The 19,662-nt window shown below is 60.2% G+C and carries 18 protein-coding genes and 1 tRNA gene; 13 read left to right on the top strand and 6 right to left on the bottom strand.

What is annotated here, in order from left to right; genetic code table 11:
• Position 1: 1 nt before the first annotated feature.
• The 3 genes from GT753_RS04875 to GT753_RS04865 are packed head-to-tail and all read left to right on the top strand — an operon-like array spanning position 2 to position 4,261.
• Complete coding sequence (locus tag GT753_RS04875) at positions 2-1,618, top strand: aldehyde dehydrogenase (NADP(+)) (protein ID WP_075684804.1); 1,617 nt, start codon at positions 2-4, stop codon at positions 1,616-1,618.
• A gap of 44 nt (positions 1,619-1,662) precedes the next feature.
• On the top strand, positions 1,663-3,228 hold the full coding sequence (locus tag GT753_RS04870) for an APC family permease (RefSeq protein ID WP_015377394.1): 1,566 nt from the start codon (positions 1,663-1,665) through the stop codon (positions 3,226-3,228).
• 19 nt (positions 3,229-3,247) lie between these two features.
• Complete coding sequence (locus GT753_RS04865) at positions 3,248-4,261, top strand: Ldh family oxidoreductase (RefSeq protein ID WP_031300116.1); 1,014 nt, start codon at positions 3,248-3,250, stop codon at positions 4,259-4,261.
• Between the two features lie 45 nt (positions 4,262-4,306).
• On the opposite strand, the gene GT753_RS04860 is transcribed toward GT753_RS04865, so the two are convergent.
• The 3 genes from GT753_RS04860 to GT753_RS04850 form a co-directional block, all read right to left on the bottom strand.
• A complete protein-coding gene (locus GT753_RS04860) occupies positions 4,307-4,987 on the bottom strand; it encodes a hypothetical protein (RefSeq protein ID WP_004927990.1) in 681 nt (226 codons plus the stop codon).
• Positions 4,988-5,164: 177 nt separating this feature from the next.
• On the bottom strand, positions 5,165-5,593 hold the full coding sequence (locus tag GT753_RS04855; protein WP_075686153.1) for a universal stress protein: 429 nt from the start codon (positions 5,591-5,593) through the stop codon (positions 5,165-5,167).
• 180 nt (positions 5,594-5,773) lie between these two features.
• Entirely contained in the window at positions 5,774-6,490 is a 717-nt protein-coding gene (locus tag GT753_RS04850) for a LuxR family transcriptional regulator (protein ID WP_004927994.1), read from the bottom strand.
• A 335-nt stretch (positions 6,491-6,825) separates the two neighbouring features.
• On the opposite strand from GT753_RS04850, the gene GT753_RS04845 reads away from it, so the two are divergent.
• From GT753_RS04845 to GT753_RS04815, 7 genes are all read left to right on the top strand, one after another.
• Complete coding sequence (locus tag GT753_RS04845; protein WP_160125320.1) at positions 6,826-8,355, top strand: 3-hydroxyacyl-CoA dehydrogenase NAD-binding domain-containing protein; 1,530 nt, start codon at positions 6,826-6,828, stop codon at positions 8,353-8,355.
• A 9-nt stretch (positions 8,356-8,364) separates the two neighbouring features.
• Positions 8,365-9,576 carry an acetyl-CoA C-acyltransferase gene (locus GT753_RS04840; RefSeq protein ID WP_021504868.1) on the top strand — a complete coding sequence of 404 codons (1,212 nt, stop codon included), beginning with the start codon at positions 8,365-8,367 and terminating at the stop codon, positions 9,574-9,576.
• Positions 9,577-9,591: 15 nt separating this feature from the next.
• On the top strand, positions 9,592-10,803 hold the full coding sequence (hemA, locus tag GT753_RS04835) for a 5-aminolevulinate synthase (protein ID WP_015377390.1): 1,212 nt from the start codon (positions 9,592-9,594) through the stop codon (positions 10,801-10,803).
• The gene (locus GT753_RS04830; RefSeq protein WP_015377389.1) at positions 10,800-11,972 is read left to right on the top strand and encodes an MFS transporter; all 1,173 of its coding nucleotides are present in this window, start codon (positions 10,800-10,802) and stop codon (positions 11,970-11,972) included. Before hemA ends, GT753_RS04830 begins: the two co-directional genes overlap by 4 nt.
• Positions 11,965-12,684 carry an enoyl-CoA hydratase-related protein gene (locus GT753_RS04825; RefSeq protein ID WP_004928009.1) on the top strand — a complete coding sequence of 240 codons (720 nt, stop codon included), beginning with the start codon at positions 11,965-11,967 and terminating at the stop codon, positions 12,682-12,684. The genes GT753_RS04830 and GT753_RS04825 overlap by 8 nt, the downstream gene beginning before the upstream one ends.
• 123 nt (positions 12,685-12,807) lie before the next feature.
• On the top strand, positions 12,808-13,374 hold the full coding sequence (locus GT753_RS04820; RefSeq protein WP_004928012.1) for a GNAT family N-acetyltransferase: 567 nt from the start codon (positions 12,808-12,810) through the stop codon (positions 13,372-13,374).
• A complete protein-coding gene (locus GT753_RS04815) occupies positions 13,358-13,918 on the top strand; it encodes a hypothetical protein (protein ID WP_075686155.1) in 561 nt (186 codons plus the stop codon). The genes GT753_RS04820 and GT753_RS04815 overlap by 17 nt, the downstream gene beginning before the upstream one ends.
• A 111-nt stretch (positions 13,919-14,029) precedes the next feature.
• Here GT753_RS04815 and GT753_RS04810 read toward each other — a convergent pair whose 3' ends face one another.
• Positions 14,030-14,332, bottom strand: a complete 303-nt coding sequence (locus tag GT753_RS04810; protein WP_015377386.1) for a putative quinol monooxygenase — start codon at positions 14,330-14,332, stop codon at positions 14,030-14,032.
• A gap of 451 nt (positions 14,333-14,783) precedes the next feature.
• Here GT753_RS04810 and GT753_RS04805 point away from each other — a divergent pair, with 451 nt between their 5' ends.
• Both GT753_RS04805 and GT753_RS04800 read left to right on the top strand, forming a co-directional pair.
• On the top strand, positions 14,784-16,022 hold the full coding sequence (locus GT753_RS04805; protein WP_226883002.1) for an MFS transporter: 1,239 nt from the start codon (positions 14,784-14,786) through the stop codon (positions 16,020-16,022).
• Positions 16,023-16,096: 74 nt separating this feature from the next.
• Positions 16,097-16,600 carry a DedA family protein gene (locus tag GT753_RS04800; RefSeq protein ID WP_015377384.1) on the top strand — a complete coding sequence of 168 codons (504 nt, stop codon included), beginning with the start codon at positions 16,097-16,099 and terminating at the stop codon, positions 16,598-16,600.
• A gap of 220 nt (positions 16,601-16,820) precedes the next feature.
• On the opposite strand, the gene GT753_RS04795 is transcribed toward GT753_RS04800, so the two are convergent.
• Positions 16,821-16,896, bottom strand: a tRNA-Lys gene (locus GT753_RS04795).
• Positions 16,897-17,246: 350 nt separating this feature from the next.
• Between GT753_RS04795 and cycA the strand changes: the two genes are divergently transcribed.
• A complete protein-coding gene (gene cycA / locus GT753_RS04790; protein ID WP_004928028.1) occupies positions 17,247-18,647 on the top strand; it encodes a D-serine/D-alanine/glycine transporter in 1,401 nt (466 codons plus the stop codon).
• Positions 18,648-18,695: 48 nt separating this feature from the next.
• On the opposite strand, the gene GT753_RS04785 is transcribed toward cycA, so the two are convergent.
• Positions 18,696-19,619: a DMT family transporter gene (locus GT753_RS04785; protein WP_015377382.1), complete on the bottom strand. Its 924-nt coding sequence runs from the start codon at positions 19,617-19,619 to the stop codon at positions 18,696-18,698.
• Positions 19,620-19,662 lie beyond the last annotated feature (43 nt).

The raw sequence follows: 19,662 nt of genomic DNA, 5'->3' as shown, positions 1-19,662 counted from the left end.
GATGCCCAACGATCGCTACGCCGCCATCAGCGGCCAACAATTTATCGGCGGCCAACGCCGCGCCGAAGGGGAAGCGTCGCTGTGTAGCCTGCGCGCCGACGACGGTCAGCCAACCGGCTACCGCTTCCACCAGGCCACGGCGGCAGAAACCGCCGCCGCCGCAGAAGCCGCCGCAGCAGCCTTTGCGCCCTATTCACAGCTCAGTGCAGAACAACGCGCGAACTTTCTCGACGCCATCGCCGAAGAGTTAGACGCATTGGATGATGTTTTCTTCACCTTCGCCATGCAGGAAACGGCCTTGCCGTCTGCGCGGTTGAGCGGCGAACGCGCCAGAACCAGCGGCCAGATGCGGCTGTTCGCCACGCTGCTGCGGCGCGGTGACGTCGAGGGCGTGCGCATCGACTGCGCGCTGCCGCAGCGTTCCCCCCTGCCGCGCCCCGATCTGCGGCAATACCGCACGGCGCTCGGCCCGGTGGCGGTCTTCGGCGCCAGCAACTTCCCGCTGGCGTTTTCCACCGCGGGCGGTGATACCTCCGCCGCGCTCGCCGCCGGTTGCCCGGTCGTGTTCAAGGCGCACAGCGGCCATATGATCACCGCCGAGCTGACCGCTCAGGCGATCGAGCGCGCTCGGGAACGCACAAGGATGCCCGCTGGCGTCTTCAACATGATCTTCGGCAACCGCGTGGGGGCCGATTTGGTACAACATCCGGCGATTCAGGCAGTGGGATTCACCGGCTCGCTGCAAGGCGGCCGGGCGCTCTTCGATCTGGCGATGCAACGCCCTCAACCTATCCCGGTCTTCGCAGAAATGTCGAGCATCAATCCGGTAGTGATCCTGCCCAAGGCGTTGGCGCGGCGCGGGCAGCGCATTGCGCAGGAACTGGTCTCTTCCTTCACACTCGGCTGCGGTCAGTTCTGCACCAAGCCCGGCGTAATCGTCGCGCTGCGCGGCGCCGCCTTCGATCGGTTAACCGAAACGATGAGCGCCCTGGTCAACGCCGCCGAGCCGCAGCCGATGCTGAATGCCGGCACGCTGGAGCACTACCGTCACGGGCTGGCGGTCCTCGATGCCCATCCAGGTATGCGGCGTCTCGCAGGCCGAAGCGAAACGCCCATGCTTCGGGCGGCGGCGCAGCTTTATCAGGCGGAAGAGGCGCTGTTGCTGCAGGCTGACCCGCTGCTGCAACAAGAGGTCTTCGGCCCGGTCAGCATCCTGGTGGCGGTGGATAACGAAGCGCAGCTGCATGCGGCGCTAACGGCATTGCAAGGCCAGTTGACCGCCACGTTGCTGGCGGACGACGACGATCTCGATGTGGCCGCCGGGCTGACGACACTGTTGGCGCGCAAAGCCGGTCGGGTGCTGTTCAACGGGTATCCGACCGGGGTGGAAGTGTGCGACGCCATGGTGCACGGCGGCCCTTACCCGGCCACCAGCGACGCACGCGGCACCTCGGTAGGCACGCTGGCCATCGAGCGTTTCCTGCGGCCGGTTTGTTTGCAAAACACCCCTGCGGCGCTGTTGCCGCCGGCGCTGCAGGACGCCAACCCGCTCAACCTGCTGCGGCTGGTGAACGGCGTTTACACCCGAGCCCCCCTGGTTTCACCTGCCCCAAATTAGCCCGGCCGCATCTGCCTGCCATTCAATAACAAAAGGGTAATACCATGACAACCCAAGGCAAATTCAAGAAGCAGCTTACGCTCACCGACCTGACGTTCATCGGTCTGGGCGCCATCTTCGGCTCCGGTTGGCTGTTCGCCGCCAGCCATGTCTCCTCCATCGCCGGCCCGGCCGGCATCTATTCCTGGCTGATCGGCGGCCTGGCGGTGCTGCTGCTCGGCATCGTCTACTGCGAGCTGGGTGCCGCCCTGCCGCGCGCCGGCGGCATCATTCGCTATCCGGTATTCTCGCACGGCGAACTGATGGGTTATCTGCTGGGGTTTATCACGCTGATCGCCTTCTCGAGCCTGATCGCCATCGAAGTCGTCGCCGCCCGGCAGTACGCCGCCGCCTGGTTCCCGTTCCTCAGTCAGCCAGGTTCCGGCGATCCAACCGCGATCGGCTGGCTGGTGCAGCTGGCGCTGCTGTGCTTTTTCTTCGCGCTCAACTATTACAGCGTCAAAACCTTCGCCAAATCCAATAACCTGATCAGCGTGCTGAAGTTTCTGGTGCCGCTGTTGGTGATCGTGGTGTTGTTCAGCTTTTTCAAACCGGAAAACCTGCACAGCCAAGGCTTTGCTCCCTTCGGTTCCGCCGGCGTTGAGGCCGCCATTTCCGCCGGCGGCATCATCTTCGCCTACCTCGGCCTGACGCCGATCATTTCGGTCGCCAGCGAGGTGCAACGGCCGCAGCGCACCATTCCCATCGCGCTGATCCTGTCGGTGGTGCTGTCCACCATCATCTATGTGCTGCTGCAGATAGCGTTTCTCGGCAGCATCCCCAGCGAGATGCTGAGCGGCGGCTGGGCCGGCATCAGCCAACAGTTCTCCCTGCCGTTCCGCGACATCGCCATCACGCTGGGCATGGGATGGCTGGCGTTTCTGGTGGTCAGCGACGCGATCGTTTCGCCGAGCGGCACCGGCAATATCTATATGAACGCCACGCCCCGCGTGATCTACGGTTGGGCGCGCGCCGGCACCTTCTTCAAACTGTTCACCCGGGTGGATGGCGAGTCAGGTATTCCTCGCCCGGCGCTGTGGCTAACCTTCGCTCTCTCGGTATTCTGGACGCTGCCGTTCCCATCCTGGGAAAAACTGATCGGCGTGGTGTCCGCCGCACTGGTGCTGAGCTACGCCATCGCCCCGGTCACCGCCGCCGGGCTGCGGCGCAATGCGCCCGATATGCCGCGTCCGTTCCGGGTCCGCGGTTTCTGCGTGCTCGGCCCGCTGTCGTTTATCATTTCGGCGCTGATCGTCTTCTGGTCCGGCTGGGACACCGTCTCCTGGCTGCTCGGCTTGCAGATCCTGATGTTCTTCATCTACATCCTGTTCAAGAATCAGGTGCCGACCCACGCCGTTAGCCTCAGGCAGCAAATTTGGTCCTCGCTGTGGCTGATCGTCTTCTATGCGCTGGTGATCGGGCTTTCCTACCTCAGCAGCTTCGGCGGCATCGGCGCTATTGCTCATCCATGGGACACCCTCACCATGGCGGTGATTGCGCTGGCGATTTACTACTGGGGCGCCTATACCTGTTTACCCCAGGCCAATTTTATCGGCGATGAAGAAGAATGAACCCAGGGAGGACATCGAAATGACATCCATGCATGTGCTGTCGCTGGAACAGGCTTATCAACTGGCGTTGCGTACGCTGCGCAGCAACGGTTTCAATCAGGCGCATGCCGAGGCGGTGGCGCAAAATGTCACCCAGGGCGAACGCGACGGCTGCGCTTCTCACGGGCTGTACCGGCTGTTGGGCTGCGTGCGATCGCTGCGGGCAGGCAAGGTTTCTGCCGATGCGATGCCCAGATTGCTCGACCAGGCGCCGGCCATCTTGCGCGCCGACGCCGGCGGTGCGTTTTCCCTGCTGGCCTACCGCACCGCTCTGCCGGCCTTTATCGAGAAAGTGCGCACCAACGGTGTCGCCGCGCTGGCGATCAACCGCTGCGTGCATTTCTCCGCGCTGTGGGCCGATATCGAACCGCTGACCGAGCAGGGGTTGGTGGCCTTGGCCTGCACGCCCAGCCACGCCTGGGTGACGCCGGCCGGCGGTTCGCGACCGCTCTTCGGCACCAACCCCATCGCCTTCGGCTGGCCGCGTCCGGATCGGCCGCCGTTTTTGTTCGACATGGCCACCAGCGCGGCAGCGCGCGGCGAAATCGAATTACACCGCCGCGCCGGCACCCCGCTGCCTGAAGGCTGGGGCATTGATAAGGCAGGCAACCCGTCCACCGATGCCGCCAGCGTGTTGGAGGGCGCGATGCTGACCTTCGGCGGGCATAAGGGTTCGGCGCTGGCGGCAATGGTTGAATTGCTGGCAGGGCCGCTGATCGGCGATATGACCAGCAAGGAATCGCTGGCCTATGACGATGGCACCGGTTCGTCGCCTTACGGTGGTGAGCTGGTCATCGCGTTGGATCCCGAGCGTTTTCTCGGTGCGGATAAGGCGAAATATTTCGTCGGAGCGGAGGCGATGTTTGCCGATATGCAGGCGCAAGGCGCCCGCATCCCCGGCGAACGCCGTTATCGGCAACGGCGCCAGAGCGAGCAATACGGCGTGGAAATCCCCAAGGCGTTGTACGACGAAATAGTGGCGCTGTGCGATTAACGCTGGATTTATGCCCCGCGCCGGCAACCCGGCGCGGGGAGAGGCTTATCCAGCCTGAGCCATGTCGCTGTGCAGGCGCTTGCGCCATACCGGTTTGGTGTCCCAGCGTGCAAAGTGTTTCGCCTCTTTACCCGGCTGCACCTGATGCCACATGTCTTCTTGCCACCGGATCGGTTCCTTTCCTCGCAACGTTGGGCGGGTCTGTTTAATCGTCCGTTGCAAGACGTCTGCTTCTTCCGCAGTAATGGGCGGCGCCTGTCTGGCGGCGTCCAGCGCACGGCTTCCCAGCGGAGCCATCACCTGATACAACACGTTGACCTGCTGCAGCGTCGCTTGCTGATTAGTGCTCATCCCCTTACCCGACCAACCGTCGAAGTTTTCACCGGGATCGTCCCCCTGCGCGCGATACTCATTACCTGGCCCCTCGACGATATTCCATCCTTGCCAGGTCACCAGAGTGTGTAATCCATCGCGATCCTGCAGGTTTTTATTCTGGATCTGTTTGAGCACCGCGGCGCGGTTTGGCACACCGATCAGATTCATAAACTCGTCCAGCGCGTTCCAATGCTGCCCCGCCACCAAACCATTCCAGACATTACGCAAACAGTTCCAGGGAATGGTGTGGTGCCAGGTTAGCGTGATAAGCGGTTTGGTTGACGCATGTTGCCAACGGCTCGGTTCACTGCCCCGATCGCCTCTGATAATCCCATCGACTTCTAATGGCATAGCTGCCCCTCTTCTGGCTGAAATGAAAAATATGCGCAAGGCCGGTGGCCCGGTTGGCATAAAAACGTCAGCTAAAATCGTAGCAGTTCAGACTGGGATGGCAATAAAACGCAAAGCACGCTCTGCAGCCGGCCGGTAACCGCAGAACGTGCCCGAAAACGGTGAGTTTAAGATGAATTATCTGACCACCATCACCGAAATATTGGCATGGCGAACGATAGCAGCGGCATTGGACCCCAGCAGATAGGTTTTCACGCTCGGGCGACGCGAACCGATGATGATCAGATCGGCGTCGATCTCTTCCGCCAGTTCCAACACCTGATCGCGTGCAGAACCGAAGCTGACGGTGTAATTGAGGCGATCCAACGGCAGATCGATTTCCGACATGATTTTCTTCAGTCTATCCACCGCCTTCACCTCCGCCTGATTCTCAAACTCCTTGAGGCCGAACGAATAGGCAGTAACAAAAGCCGAGGCATCCGGCAGCGCATGGAAGAAATGCACTTTAGCGTCGGACATCTTCGCCAAATATTCCACATGCTTCAGCGCATGCTCGGTCAACAGATCCTCTTCAATATCGATCGGCACTAAAATAGTCTTGTACATATCACGTCCTTTCTATGTAAACCGGGTGCCAACAGAATACTGCCGCGCACGGGCGCGGTGAATCGCTTTATCACGCTTTTGTGATCGAGGGGTAAATACTGACAAGGATAGTTTTTAATTTAACAAAATATAAACATTACACCGATAACGGATAGGCGATTAATTATTTATTACTCGAGATTAAATTAGCTGTAAATAAACCGCTTTGGCGGTAGCGGCGGTCTTATTGGCGACAGAAAGCTTTTTAATCGAGTTGCCGATGTGAAAATTGATCGTGCGCTCGCTCACCCCCATCAACAATGCGATCTCTTCCGCCGTTTTCCCTTCGCTGCTCCAGCGTAAAATGTCTTTTTCGCGCAGCGTCAACACATCTTTTATCGCGTCATCATTCACCGATATCAAGGCCTCCCGCAGCGTTTTATGGGCGGTCTGCGCCAGCCAAAGGAAAAAAGTTTCATTTGCCGCACGCGCTTGCGGCGTTTGCTCAGGTAGCGCTTTACCGGCAAACGTCAGGATCCCCAACCTGCCATAGCAATCCTTGACCGACTGCGACCAACCGGCGCACAAGCCGAATTGCGCCATACGCCGCCAAAGCGTCGGCCGCTCATGATAAAAGCTTTCGTCCCACTGAAACTGCAGCGTGGAATGGTGAGCACGCTCAATAACCGGATCCTGCAAATATACCCGCTGCCGCCGATAATCCTCGAGATAGTTCGTTGAAATATTCCCTTCGATCAGCATCTTGGGGCTGCTGGCCGGATAACAGGAAAACACGATGTAGGAGAAATAATCAAACCCCAACGCCTCGGCGCAGGGCCCCAGCTGCGTCAGAAAGCATTCGCGATCGGCCAGGCTGCCAATCACCTCCGCCATGAGCCGTTGAGTGCGGGTATCCATAACGCAGATTCTCCAGATAGCGATGCCGATTTATCGATAGGTCAGATTCACTATAGAATATCGCCGCCCGGCGCCAGTAGCCGTTTCATATAATAAAAAATACCAACGCTATAACGAAAACAGCTATTCCCCTTAAAATAAGCCTTTTTATTGCGCCGAACAGGAAAACTACGCGAATAGCATACTCTCCTCGACACGTAAACCTGTCATTTCTACCGTTAGACAGCCAGGACACCACCAATTACTTTCCAGACAGGCACCCAGTGCCGCCGTAAATCCAAAGAGATAATAAGTATTTGCGAATTTCGCATGGCATACAGTGACGGGGATTTTCTATGGCAGAAAGTAATGCGGCAATTCAATCGGCTGCGATTATCGGCGCGGGAACGATGGGCAGAGGCATCGCTTATCTTTTCGCGCAAAAAGGCATTCCCACGATGCTTTATAATCGCAACGGCAATACCCTCAATCAAGCTCGCGAATATATCGCGCAAGACCTGAACAAGAAAGTCGAACAGGGCAAGATCGCGCTGCAGGATAAAGACGCGGTGCTGGCCAATCTGATGTTCACTTCCGTGTTTGAGGCCATCGCCGACAGCGAGCTGGTGATAGAAACCATCGCCGAGCAAGAACAAACCAAACTTGAGGTGCTGGCGGCCATCGCCGCAGTGGTCAAGCCCGACACGCTGATCGCCACCAATACCTCCTCACTGTCGCTTAACAAGCTGGCAACTGCGGTGACGCACAGCGAGCGCTTTATCGGTTTGCATTTTTTCAACCCCGCGCCGCTGATGAAGCTGATTGAAATCATTCCGGCCTACTTTACCGCACACGCCACCACGGAACGCTGCCGCCAACTGGTGGCGGCGTTGGGGAAACGCGATGTCGTCTGCCAGGCCACGCCGGGGTTCATCGTCAATCGCATGGCCCGCCCCTACTACCTGGAAGGGTTCCGCCTGTTGGAAGAACATGTGGCGCGCGCGGCGCAGATCGACCGCGCCCTCAAGGCCGGCGGGCGCTTCCGCATGGGGCCGCTCGAGCTGACCGATTTTATCGGCCAAGACATTAACTATCAGGTCAGCCGGCAAATCTGGCAGGACATGCAATACGACCCGCGCTATACCCCTGGTCATCTGCAGCGTTCACTGGTCGATGCCGGTCTGTTGGGGAAAAAGAACGGCCGCTCCTATTTTGCCGCCGAAGAAACCGCCCCGCCGGTGACGGCCGCCAACAATGCAGACGTCGAGACGCTGCGCGTTTACGGCGAGCATCCTTTTTTTACCCTGTTGCAGCAGCGAGCCGCGCTTCAGTGGCCACAGCTGCGCGTGGAACAACGGCCGGCATTACCGGGGCTGGGAGCGGCCGTCCAGATCAATGACGCTTTCACCGTCAGCATCACCGATGGCCGCACGGCGAGCCAACTGGCCGAGCAGACGGCAGCGGATGCCTTTGTGATCGATGTCGCCCTGAACTACGCCGACACCACGTATCTGGTGGCAGCGCACAGCCGCCACGCTTCTGCGGCCAATAAGGCGCTGTTTTTGCGCCTGCTGCACACGGCAATCCCGCAGGTTGAATTTATCAAGGACTCTCCGGCGCTTATCGTCGCCCGCGTCCTCAGCAGCCTGATCAATGAGTCGGTGATCATGGTGGAAAGCGGCGTCTGCAGCCGGGAAGACATCGATGTCGCCGCCGTCGCGGGCGTTAACTACGCCGGCGGCATTTTCGACTGGCTCGGCAAACTGGGGGAGAAAAACGTCAGGACGATGCTGAGCAATCTGGCGCAGCTGCTGCACGCGGCGCGCTATGCGCCGCATTACACCCTTCTGCACGCCGCGCAACCGGCGCTGACGACCACGCCTTAAGGATCCATGATGAGCATTAAAGATGACGGCGTTTATCTGATCGACGGCACGCGCACGGCGATCGGCGCCTATGGCGGCAGCCTGGCGCATACCCGCCCCGACGACATGGCGGCGACGATCATTCGCGGCCTGCTGCAGCGCCATCCGGCGGCGGAAGCAGATCTGGACGAAGTGGTCCTGGGCTGCGCCAACCAGTCCGGCGAAGACAACCGCAACGTCGCCCGCATGGCGGCGCTGCTTTCCGGGTTGGATCCGTCGGTGCCTGCCATCACCCTCAACCGCCTTTGCGCCTCCGGGTTGGATGCGGTGATCTACGCCGCGGCGAAAATCCGCAGCGGCCTCAGCGAACTGATTCTGGCCGGCGGTGTGGAAAGCATGAGCCGCGCGCCCTATGTGCTGAGCAAAGGCGAAACGCCGTTCGACAAAGGCGTGAAGCTGTACGACACCACGCTGGGGTGGCGCTTTGTTAACCCACGGCTGGCGGAGCGCTACGGCAGCGATCCGCTGGGCATTACGGCGGAAAACGTAGCCCAACGGCAACATATCTCACGCGAGGAACAGGACCTGTTCGCGCTGGCCTCGCAGCAGAAGGCCCGCCGGGCGATCGACAGCGGCCGGCTGGCGCGGGAAATCACGCCCGTGGACGTGCCGGCCGATCGTAAAACGACCCGCACATTCGCGCAGGATGAATTTCCCCGGCTCAGCACGCTGCAACAGCTACAGGCGCTGAAACCGGCGTTCTCCGCCGGCGGTTCGGTCACGGCAGGCAACGCTTCCGGCATCAACGACGGCGCCGCCGCGCTGCTATTGGCTTCCGGTCGCTACGTGAAGCGCCAGGGGTGGCAACCGCTGGCGGAGATCGGCGACAGCGCGGCCGCCGGCGTGGAACCGGCGCTGATGGGGCTGGGGCCGATCGCCTCCACCGAGCGCTTGCTGCAGCGCGGCGGCTTCACCTTGAACGACTTCGACATCATCGAGATTAACGAAGCGTTCGCCTCACAGGTTCTGGCGGCGCTGAAACACTGGCGTATCGGCGCCAACGACGCGCGGGTCAACCCGAACGGCGGCGCCATCGCGCTCGGTCATCCGCTGGGGATGTCCGGCGCGCGCCTGGTGCTGTCGGCAGCGCTGGAATTACGCGACCAACAGGCGAACAACGCATTGGTGACGATGTGCGTCGGCGTCGGTCAGGGGCTGTCATTAAACCTTAAAGCCGTTTAACACAAGGAACATACGATGAGCGTACTGAACATTCTTGAAGAAAAGCTGGCGGAAACCAAAAAACAGGGGCGTTTTCGCGAGTTCCTCAACCTTGAACGCGGCGTGCAGGACAAACCCTGGGCCACCAGCCACGGCCATCACGGTGAGCGCCGTCTCAACGTCTGGTGCTCGAACGACTATCTGGCGATGAGCCACCACCCCAAAGTGCTGCTGGCCACCACCGATGCGGTTAATCGGGTCGGGCTGGGCACCTGCGGCGCCCGCAGCATTTCCGGCACCTCGGTCTACCACAGCGAGCTGGAAACGCTGCTGGCCAGCGCCTATGGCAAAGAGTCGGCGCTGCTGTTCACCACCGGTTTCGGCGCCAACGACGCCACCTTATCCACCCTGTGCGACGCCATTCCCGATCTGATCGTGTTCTCCGACGAGCTGAATCACGCCTCGATGATTTACGGTATCCGCTACAGCAAAGCGGAGAAAAAAATCTTCCGCCACAACGATGTGGCACACCTCGCCGAGCTGCTGCAGGCCGCCGATCCGGCGCGGCCAAAGCTGATCGCTTTCGAGTCGCTGTATTCCATGGACGGTGACTTCGCCCCCCTGGCGCAGATCGTGGCGCTGGCGGAGCAGTACCAGGCGCTGACCTATCTCGACGAGATCCACTCCGCCGGCGTCTATGGCGAACGGGGGCTGGGCTACGCCGAACAACTGGGCCTGCTGGATAAAATCACCATTATTCAGGGCGGGTTCGGCAAATCTTACGGTGCGGCGGGCGGCTATATCGCCGCGCCCCGTTCGGTGGTGGAGGCGGTGCGCAGTTGGGCCCCGGCATTCGTCTTCAGCACCTCGTCGCCGGCGCCGGTGGTGGCCGCCGCGCTGGCCAGTTTTAAATACAACCTCGAGCATGACACCCAACGCAAACACCTGCTGGCGATCGTCGATCACCTGAAAACCGGCCTGCGCGCCGCCGGCATCCCGCTGGTGTCGGCAGACAGCCATATCCTGCCGCTGCTGGTCGGCGATCCGCACCGCAACAAACACATCAGTAAAGTGCTGCTCGATGAACACGATATTTACGTGCAACCGGTCAATGCACCGACGGTGCCCGCAGGCAGCGAGCGGCTGCGGGTGACGCCGACCTCGGCGCACTCCCATGCCGACGTGGAGACCTTCCTGGCGGCGCTGGGACGAGTCTGGGCGGCGAACGATCTGCGGAGGGCGGGATGAAGTTAGCGGATTATAACGGCCATCTGATCACGCTCTGTCTGATGGCGACCGGCACGTTCGCCATCGGCACCGACGCCTTTATCGTCGCCGGCGTGCTCAGCGACATTTCCGATACCTTTGCCGTCAGCCCCGCGCAAGCGGGGCAGTTGATATCGGTATTCGCGCTGGCTTATATGCTGTTCGCCCCTCTCACCGCCTGGCTGCTGGGCAACGTCAACCGCAAGCATATCCTGCAGTTGGCGCTGGTGCTGTTCATCGCCGGCAACCTGGCCTGCGCCTGGGCCACCAGCTACCTGCAGATCTCGTTCGGCAGAGTGCTGGCGGCATTGGGGGCGGCCTGTTACACGCCGCAGGCCGCCGCCGCCGCGGTAGGGCTGGTGGCGGAAAAACGCCGCGGCCTGGCCATTTCCATCGTCTATGGGGGCATGACGTTGGCTATTGCGCTCGGTATTCCGTTCGGCACCTTTCTCGCCAAACTGATCGGCTGGCGAGAAATCTTCCTGTTCATCGCCCTGCTGGGGGCAATTGCGCTGCTGGGCCTGTCGCTGGCGCTGCGGGCCATTGCGCCTCCGGGCAAGCATTCGCTGAAAGAGCGGCTCGCCCCGCTGAGACAAAAGGCGGTGCTGACCACGCTGCTGATCACCTTTTTTGCCGTTTGCTCGGAACACATCGTCTATAGCTACGTCAGCGTGTTGCTGAAAAACACCCAGTTCGGCCCGCAGGCGATCCTGCCCCTCGCGCTGCTGGTGTTCGGCATTGGCGCGGTGATCGGCAATTTTGCCTCCGGCGCGTTAACCGATGCCCTCGGCAGCAAGTTCGTGCTGCTGTTTTCCGTGGCGATCCAGACGCTGTCCCTGTTTCTGCTGGCCTTCTATGTCACTTCCCCCTGGTGGGTGCTGGCCATCTTTCTGGTCTGGGGCATCACCGGCTGGATGTATCTGGTGCCGATCCAGCATCACCTGTTGTCGCTATCGAAACGCTTTGGCGCGCTGACCGTATCGCTCAACAGCTCGGTGCTGTACGCCGGCATCGCGGCGGGCGGCATGCTGGGCGGCCTGGCGCTCTATGCGCTGCCGGCCTATTACCTGCCGCTGTTTTCGCTGCCGCTCGGCGCCATCGCCCTGCTGCTGACGCTGATCTTTTTCCGCGGGGAGGCCAGCGATGAGTGAATCACCGCCGGTGCTTTACGAACGTTATGGCGCGCAGGTTGCGGTCATCACCCTCAATCGGCCGGAAAAAAAGAACGCCATCAACCTGCAGATGGCCGAGCTGATCCGCACCTACCTGCGGCAGGCAGATAACGATGACTCGGTGCGAGCGATCGTCCTGGCCGGTCAACCGGCGGTATTTTCCGCCGGCATGGATATCAACGCCTTTCATCAGGGTGAACTGCCCATCGTCACGCCGGAGGGGTTTGGCGGGCTGATCCATGCACAGATCGCCAAGGTGATCATCGCCGCCGTTGACGGCATCGCGTACGGGGGCGGATTTGAGCTGGCCCTGGCGTGCGATCTGATCGTCGCCGGCCAGAACGCACGCTTCAGCTTCCCCGAAACCGGGCTCGGGTTAGTCGCCGCACAAGGCGGGTGCGCGCGATTGCCGGCGCGTATTTCCCCCTATGTCGCGCTCGACTGGCTGCTGACCGGCAGAACCGTCGGCGCACAGGAAGCGTTGTCACACGGCGCCATTTCCCGCATCAGCGCAAGTTCGGCCCGGGAAGAAGCGTTGCGCATCGCCGAACAGATCGCCGGAAAAGATCTTGCCGCCAGCCAGGCGGTTAAGGCCATCGTGCGTCAGGGACTGGCGCGGCAAGAAGCCCCCTCATTCGATTTTCAACAAGGCCCGGTCGAGCGCTTGCGTCAGGCTGCCGCCCGTCGATAATGCCCCTGCCGGTTCGCCTGAACCGGCATTTCCCGTTTGTCCTCCACCGCTCATTTTACACAGCCTGCCTGTCGGCGCTGGGCTACACTGCCGGTAGCCCTAATGCGCTGATAAGGAAAAACAATGCGCCATTTGCCTCTACAAACCCCCAGACTGATCCTGCGCCCGTTCACCGCCGACGATCTGCCCCACTTTACCGCCTACCGCAGCCACCCAGACGTGGCGCGCTATCAAAGCTGGAGCGACTACAGCGCCGCCGAGGCACAGGCCTTTTTCGCACAGCAACGGCAGCTCGAATTCAACCGTGACGACAGCTGGTTTCAACTGGCGGTCGAGCGCCGCGAAGACGGCGCGTTGCTGGGCGATGTCGCGGTCCATTTTTTCGATGAAGGGCGTCAGGCTGAACTGGGCGTGACCTTCGATCCGGTTCATCAGCGGCAAGGACAAGCGCGCGAGGCGCTAAGCGCCGTCATCGCCCTGCTGTTCGGGCCGCTGGCGAAACACCGCATTACTGCGGTGGTAGACGCGCGTAATCTTCGCGCCGCCGCGTTGTTCAGTAAGCTGGGCTTTCGCCGTGAGGCCTGTTGGCGGCAAAACGTGTTTTTCAAAGGCGCATGGGGCGACGAATTCGGTTTCGCCCTGCTGCAAAGCGAATGGCGGGAGAATGCAAAGCATGACGCTACTGAATAAATACCTTGGGCAATACCAGTTCTCGGAGCGGCATGCGATCGCCATCGCCGCACCGCAGGCGCGGATCCTGGAGGCCGTGGCCGCTTATGATCCCAAGCACGATCGCTTTTTCCGCAGCATGATAGCGCTACGCGAATTGCCCGCGCGCCTGATGCCACGCGATAAACCCAGCCCGCCGCCGTTTGGCCTGCATAACTTTTGCCTGCTTGAGCAGGATGAAAGCGCGTTGGTCTATGGCCTGATCGGCCGATTTTGGCAGGCTGAATACGGCCTGGAGCAGGTCGCCGACGGGGCGGGGTTTCTGGCTTTCGCGCAGCCCGGCGTCGCCAAACTGGCGCTGGGTTATGTCGTGAGCCCCTCCGAGGGTGGGCGCTGTCGTCTGGTGACGGAAACGCGCATCTTCTGCCCCGACGACGCCAGCCGGCGGCGGTTTACCCCCTATTGGTATGCGATTCGCCTGGTAAGCGGGTTGATACGGCGCCGTATGTTGCGCGCCATTAAAACCGCCAGCGAAAAGCAGGCAGTGAATCATTCACCAAGCTGATTTATTTAAGAGCATTCTTAGAGAATGAAAATCATTATCAGCCTATTTTTTAAACACAACAAGATAGTAATGAGAAGCCATTGACCCCGCCCCCTGCGGGGATTTTTTCGCCTATTTATCGCCTGTTTCAGGAAATGCCTGCATAAACAGGAAGGTACAAGGCTTGCGCTGATAGTGGTTGATCTGCGGCACCAGCCGGGTGAAATGCTCGGTCTGACAATGCACATCCAGGGCAGCGCGATCCGGCCAGCTTTCGATAAAAATAAAATGCCCGGGATCCTGCTGGTCGATGCACAGTTCATAGCTGATGCACAGCGGCTCTTGACGGGTTTTCTCCACCAGCTCGCGATACCACGGCATAACGGTGTCAATGTGTTCCGGGTGGATAAAATCTTCAGCGATGACCTTCAGCATGTTGCGCTCCTGCATTCTGTTTTGCCGTGCCTCACCTTATCGTCCTCCCTCGCGAGATGAAAGCGCCACTCTCCAGCTCTAACACCGGGTTGCCAATTCGGTGATAGCGCACACAGATCTCGATCAAAGCGCTTGAACGCGCCCTGGCCCTGTGTGAACGTCTGATTAACAAAAAAGCAACATACCATTCACCATGGTGATGTCTGCATCAATCTGCCGACCCGATACGCGGCATTTTTTTCACCCCAAAAGGCCTGACCATTAGACCTTTAGGGTTTGCGAAAAAGGTCCGCTGTTACCGTCGTGTTGAGGGCAACGGCGCCAGGACGGTCCTTATGACCGACGCTTGTCATTCTCAGAAGAGAGGTTACCGCCAGTGAATCACGCCACCTATGCCGCTCCTGCGCTCAACGCCGCCATTCGCAAAACCTGGCGCAGACTGGTGCCCTTGATGTTCGCCATGTACTTCATCGCCTTTATCGACAGGGTTAACGTCGGCTTTGCCAAGGACGCGATGGCCATCGATATCGCGCTGTCGCAATCCGCCTTTGCCCTGGGCGCCGGGATATTTTTTGCCGCCTATGCGCTGTTCGGCATCCCGGCCAACCTGCTGATGAACCGCTGGGGCGCCAAACGCTGGCTCAGCGCCACCACCGCGCTGTGGGGGGCGCTGTCGGCCTGCACCGGGCTGGTGACCAATGAACAGCAATTTATCGTCCTGCGGTTTCTGCTGGGGATCGCCGAAGCCGGCTTTTACCCCGGCATCCTGCTGCTGGCGTCGATCTATTTTCCCAATAAGGTGCGCGCCTCGGTGATTGGCATTTTCGTGCTCGGCGTGCCGGCGGCGCTGACGCTCGGTTCACCGCTATCGGGGGCATTGCTGGAGATGCACGGCGTGTTGGGTAAACCCGGCTGGTTCTGGATGTTTGTGCTGGAAGGATTGCCGGCCGTCGTCCTCGGCGTTTTCGCCTTTTTCTATCTCGACGATAATCCACGGCAGGCGCGCTTTCTGACCGAGGAAGAACGCACGGCGCTGGTGGCACAATTGGCCGATGAACAGCAGCAGACCGAAACCAGCAGCGTCAAAGCGGCGATGAGCAGCGGCAAAGTTTGGCATCTGGCGTTGATCTACGGCACCCTGCAGATCGGCGTCTACGGCCTGATGTTTTTCCTGCCGTCGCAGGTCGCCTCGCTGATGGGCACCCATCTTGGCTTCAAGGCCTCGCTGGTGGCCGCCATTCCCTGGGCGTTCTCCGCGCTGGGCGTCTATTTCCTGCCGCGCTATGCCGACAGAAAAACCGCCAGACGATTACCGATCGCCGTCGGCTGCATGGTCGCGGCAGCGCTGGGTCTGGTGGTGTCTTCCTATGCCGGCCCTTTGCTCGCCATCGTCGCCCTGAGCTGTTGCGCAGTGAGTTTTCTGGCGGTACAGCCGATTTTCTGGACGTTTCCCGCCCAGGTGCTGACCGGCCCGGCGCTGGCGGCCGGCATCGGTTTTTGCACCACGCTTGGCGCCGCATTCAGCTTTTTAGCCCCGCTGATCCGCACCGAGGCGGAACAGCGTTTTCACAGCCCGCATGCCGGGCCGTTGGTGCTGGCCGCCTTTTCACTGCTGTGCGCCACGCTGTTGTGGGCGCTCAGAAACCGGCGCACCGACGTGAGCAAGCAAGACGCGGAGATCGCCGGATAGCGGCGCGTTATTTAACCCTTATTGAACCTGCGGATGGGACACTGGCACTCAGCCCTCTCGCCCGCAGGTGTTAAATGGATGAATTGACGCACATTATCGCCAAATACAGTCCGGAACCGGAGATGTTGCTGCTGCTGATTTTCCTGTTCGCGCTGGGAAAATCCGTGATCGTGGTGTCTTCCGCCCTGCCGCCCGCCTCGGTGACGCTGCTGATGGGCATCGTGGCGGGCAAGCACGCGCTGCCCTTCGGCGCAGTTTGGGCGGCCATCGCCCTCGGCGCCGCGTTGGGCTCGATCCTGTCTTTCCACTTCGGCGCGCTGCTATGCCGTCGCGATCTTGGCCGCCGGCTGCCGGCACGCTTCCACGCCCCGCTGCGCAAAGCGCAACGTTCCTTGCAAAAGCGCGGGCTGCCGCTGCTGTTCGCCTCGCGTTTTCTGGCGGTGATGCGTTACACCGTGCCGCTGATGGCCGGCATGTTGCAACTGCCGGCGCGGCGCGTCTATGCCACCGCCGCGCTCTCGGCCGCCGTCTGGGCGCTGCTTTTGATGTCGACGGCGCATTTATTCCCCGTTTCCTGACCTGAAAGATTCTTGGGCAAATGGCCCGCCCCTACGCCGAGGTTGCGCCAGCGCACAGCCTCCCTTGCCGTATAAAGTACGGTGCAACATTGCAGTTTGCGCCAGATCACCTTTCTGAACATCAGTCGAAAAATGCGAATTTTTTTGCAGAATGCGCGCTTAAAACGGCGCAATGCGGGAAGAAACGAAGAAAAGTCTAAGCGTAACACGCTGATTTGGTTGGTGGGTCGTACAGGGTTCGAACCTGTGACCAATTGATTAAGAGTCAACTGCTCTACCGACTGAGCTAACGACCCAACGCGGTAAATTGTCCTCCTCGTCGGCGGCGCTGTCAAACGCTTACACCCATTACTTTTTCTCATGCGAATTTTACAACCCTTTGTTTAATCAACGAGATAAGCCGCATAAGGTCTGTTAATCCCACCGTTTGAAGAGTAATCTTCCGCTCCCTGAACGTCCGATTTGCCTCCTCTCGTGTAAAGATTGATCGACTTTTATCCCGCGTATAAATGTTGTAAACATGTTGCACAAAGGTGGCGTTATTGCACTACCTTACTAAAGCCGGATCAACCGGATAAATGTATAAAAAAGAGCCACTTCAGAGCTCGCGACTTCACTAATGACAGGTAAAACAGGACATCATCAGATGGTAGATCACTCTAAAATAGCGACTGACGCGACGCCCGCTTCAGAAGATCATCTACGGCGAAACCTCACTAACCGACATATTCAACTGATCGCCATCGGCGGCGCCATCGGCACCGGCCTGTTTATGGGTTCCGGTAAAACCATCAGCCTGGCCGGCCCCTCGATCATCTTCGTGTACATGATCATCGGCTTTATGCTGTTCTTCGTGATGCGCGCCATGGGCGAGCTGCTGCTGTCCAACCTGGAGTACAAATCGTTCAGCGATTTCGCCGCGGATCTGCTCGGCCCGTGGGCCGGTTTCTTCACCGGCTGGACCTACTGGTTCTGCTGGGTGGTCACCGGCATTGCCGACGTCGTGGCGATCACCGCCTACGCCCAGTTCTGGTTCCCCGAGCTGTCACAGTGGATCGCTTCACTGCTGTGCGTGCTGTTGCTGCTCGGCCTTAATCTGGCGACGGTGAAAATGTTCGGCGAAATGGAGTTTTGGTTTGCGATGATTAAAATCGTCGCCATCGTCGGGCTGATCGTCGCCGGGCTGGTGATGATCGCCATGCAGTTCCAGTCGCCGACCGGCACCGTAGCCTCATTCACCCATCTGTGGAATGACGGCGGCATGTTCCCGAAAGGCATCAGCGGCTTCTTCGCCGGCTTCCAGATCGCGGTATTCGCCTTCGTCGGCATTGAGCTGGTGGGCACCACCGCCGCGGAAACCAAGGATCCGGAGAAGTCGCTGCCGCGCGCCATCAACTCGATTCCGATCCGCATCATCATGTTCTACGTGTTCGCCCTGATCGTCATCATGTCGGTAACGCCGTGGAACTCCGTGGTGCCTGACAAGAGCCCGTTCGTTGAGCTGTTCGTGCTGATCGGCCTGCCGGCCGCGGCCAGCGTAATCAACTTCGTGGTGCTGACCTCCGCCGCCTCTTCCGCCAACAGCGGCGTGTTCTCCACCAGCCGCATGCTGTTCGGGCTGGCGCAGGAAGGCGACGCGCCGAAATCGTTCGCTAACCTGTCCAAGCGCGCGGTGCCGGCCAACGGCCTCACCTTCTCCTGTATCTGCCTGCTGGGCGGCGTGGTGCTGATTTACCTGATCCCGAACGTGATGACGGTCTTCACCCTGGTGACTACCGTGTCGGCAATTCTGTTCATGTTCGTCTGGACCATCATCCTGTGTTCGTACCTGGTCTACCGTAAACAGCGCCCGGCGCTGCACCAGAAATCGATCTACAAAATGCCTGCCGGCAAACTGATGTGCTGGGTGTGCATGGCGTTCTTCGTGTTCGTGCTGGTGCTGCTGTCGCTGCGCGAAGACACCCGCCAGGCGCTGATCGTCACCCCGCTGTGGTTCATCGTGCTCGGCCTGTCTTACGTGTTCCTGCGCAAGAAGAAAACCGCGTGATGCAAAAAGGGGCGGATCTCTCCGCCCCTTTCTTTTTACGCCTCTGCGCTAATCCGCTTCCGTCGCCACCGCCGCTTTATCCTTGCGTCGCACGCGCAGCTCGCTGACCACCACCCCAATCACGATCAACGCGCCCCCCAATAGCGCCACGCCCGGTAAACGCTCACCGGCGAGCCGCCCGACGATGCCCGCCCAGACCGGTTCACCGGCGTAGATCACCGTAGCGCGCGTGGGTGAAACGCTGCGCTGCGCCCAGTTCATGGTCAGCTGAATCAACGCGCTGGCCAGCCCCAGCCCTATGGCGCTGTACAGCAGGTAATCCGAATACGGCGGCGGCGACTCGCCGGTCGGCGCCATCATCAAAAACGAGGCCAGCGAGGCGGTCGCCAGCTGCACGATGGTCACCCGGCGGATATTCACCTTGCCGGCGAAAGCGCCGATGAGGATGATCTCTGCCGCCATGCCCAGCGTGCCGGCCAGCGTCAGAATTTCGCCGAGGCTCAGCGTCATGTCGGTGCTGCTCGGCGCCGCCAGCAGCATCAGGCCGGTAAAGGCCAGCAGAATACCGATCCACGACATGATGCCGGGGAACCGCCCCAGCACCAGCCATTGCAACAGCGGCACGATCGGCACATACATGGCGGTGATGAACGCCGACTGGCTGCTGGTGATGGTCTGCAGGCCGACGGTTTGCATGCTATAGCCGAACATGATCGCCAGCCCGATCAGCACGCCCGCCTTCAGTTCATACAGGGTCAGGCCGCGCAGCACGCGCAGCGAAAACAGCGTCAACGCCAGCGTGGCGGTGGCGAAACGCAGGCCGACAAAAAAGAACGGCCCGCTGACTTGCATCGCATGGTGCACCGCCAAAAAGGTGCCACCCCAGATCATGGTGATGAAAATCAACACCGCTTCCGGCAGCCTGATCTGCGGAACCACGGCGGAAATAAAGGATTTTTTTGCTGCTGACACCGGCTTGCCCTTCCTGCTGAGTGCAATATAATGCACAGATCCT

This window comes from Serratia sp. Z4 (assembly GCF_009900725.1).
Taxonomy (GTDB): Bacteria; Pseudomonadota; Gammaproteobacteria; order Enterobacterales; family Enterobacteriaceae; genus Serratia; species Serratia nematodiphila.
Note: the sequence above shows the minus strand (reverse complement) of the source record. Positions and strands in the feature narration are given on the sequence as shown.

What these genes read in the sequence shown, in the direction of transcription:
- hemA (WP_015377390.1), top strand. Translation starts at nt 9,592, where the DNA reads ATGAGCGTACTGAACATTCTTGAAGAAAAGCTGGCGGAAACCAAAAAA.
- GT753_RS04860 (WP_004927990.1), bottom strand. Translation starts at nt 4,987, where the DNA reads ATGCCATTAGAAGTCGATGGGATTATCAGAGGCGATCGGGGCAGTGAA.
- GT753_RS04815 (WP_075686155.1), top strand. Translation starts at nt 13,358, where the DNA reads ATGACGCTACTGAATAAATACCTTGGGCAATACCAGTTCTCGGAGCGG.
- GT753_RS04850 (WP_004927994.1), bottom strand. Translation starts at nt 6,490, where the DNA reads ATGGATACCCGCACTCAACGGCTCATGGCGGAGGTGATTGGCAGCCTG.
- GT753_RS04805 (WP_226883002.1), top strand. Translation starts at nt 14,784, where the DNA reads ATGTTCGCCATGTACTTCATCGCCTTTATCGACAGGGTTAACGTCGGC.
- GT753_RS04870 (WP_015377394.1), top strand. Translation starts at nt 1,663, where the DNA reads ATGACAACCCAAGGCAAATTCAAGAAGCAGCTTACGCTCACCGACCTG.
- GT753_RS04800 (WP_015377384.1), top strand. Translation starts at nt 16,097, where the DNA reads ATGGATGAATTGACGCACATTATCGCCAAATACAGTCCGGAACCGGAG.
- GT753_RS04820 (WP_004928012.1), top strand. Translation starts at nt 12,808, where the DNA reads ATGCGCCATTTGCCTCTACAAACCCCCAGACTGATCCTGCGCCCGTTC.
- GT753_RS04840 (WP_021504868.1), top strand. Translation starts at nt 8,365, where the DNA reads ATGAGCATTAAAGATGACGGCGTTTATCTGATCGACGGCACGCGCACG.
- GT753_RS04865 (WP_031300116.1), top strand. Translation starts at nt 3,248, where the DNA reads ATGACATCCATGCATGTGCTGTCGCTGGAACAGGCTTATCAACTGGCG.
- GT753_RS04845 (WP_160125320.1), top strand. Translation starts at nt 6,826, where the DNA reads ATGGCAGAAAGTAATGCGGCAATTCAATCGGCTGCGATTATCGGCGCG.
- GT753_RS04875 (WP_075684804.1), top strand. Translation starts at nt 2, where the DNA reads ATGCCCAACGATCGCTACGCCGCCATCAGCGGCCAACAATTTATCGGC.
- GT753_RS04855 (WP_075686153.1), bottom strand. Translation starts at nt 5,593, where the DNA reads ATGTACAAGACTATTTTAGTGCCGATCGATATTGAAGAGGATCTGTTG.
- GT753_RS04825 (WP_004928009.1), top strand. Translation starts at nt 11,965, where the DNA reads ATGAGTGAATCACCGCCGGTGCTTTACGAACGTTATGGCGCGCAGGTT.
- GT753_RS04810 (WP_015377386.1), bottom strand. Translation starts at nt 14,332, where the DNA reads ATGCTGAAGGTCATCGCTGAAGATTTTATCCACCCGGAACACATTGAC.
- cycA (WP_004928028.1), top strand. Translation starts at nt 17,247, where the DNA reads ATGGTAGATCACTCTAAAATAGCGACTGACGCGACGCCCGCTTCAGAA.
- GT753_RS04830 (WP_015377389.1), top strand. Translation starts at nt 10,800, where the DNA reads ATGAAGTTAGCGGATTATAACGGCCATCTGATCACGCTCTGTCTGATG.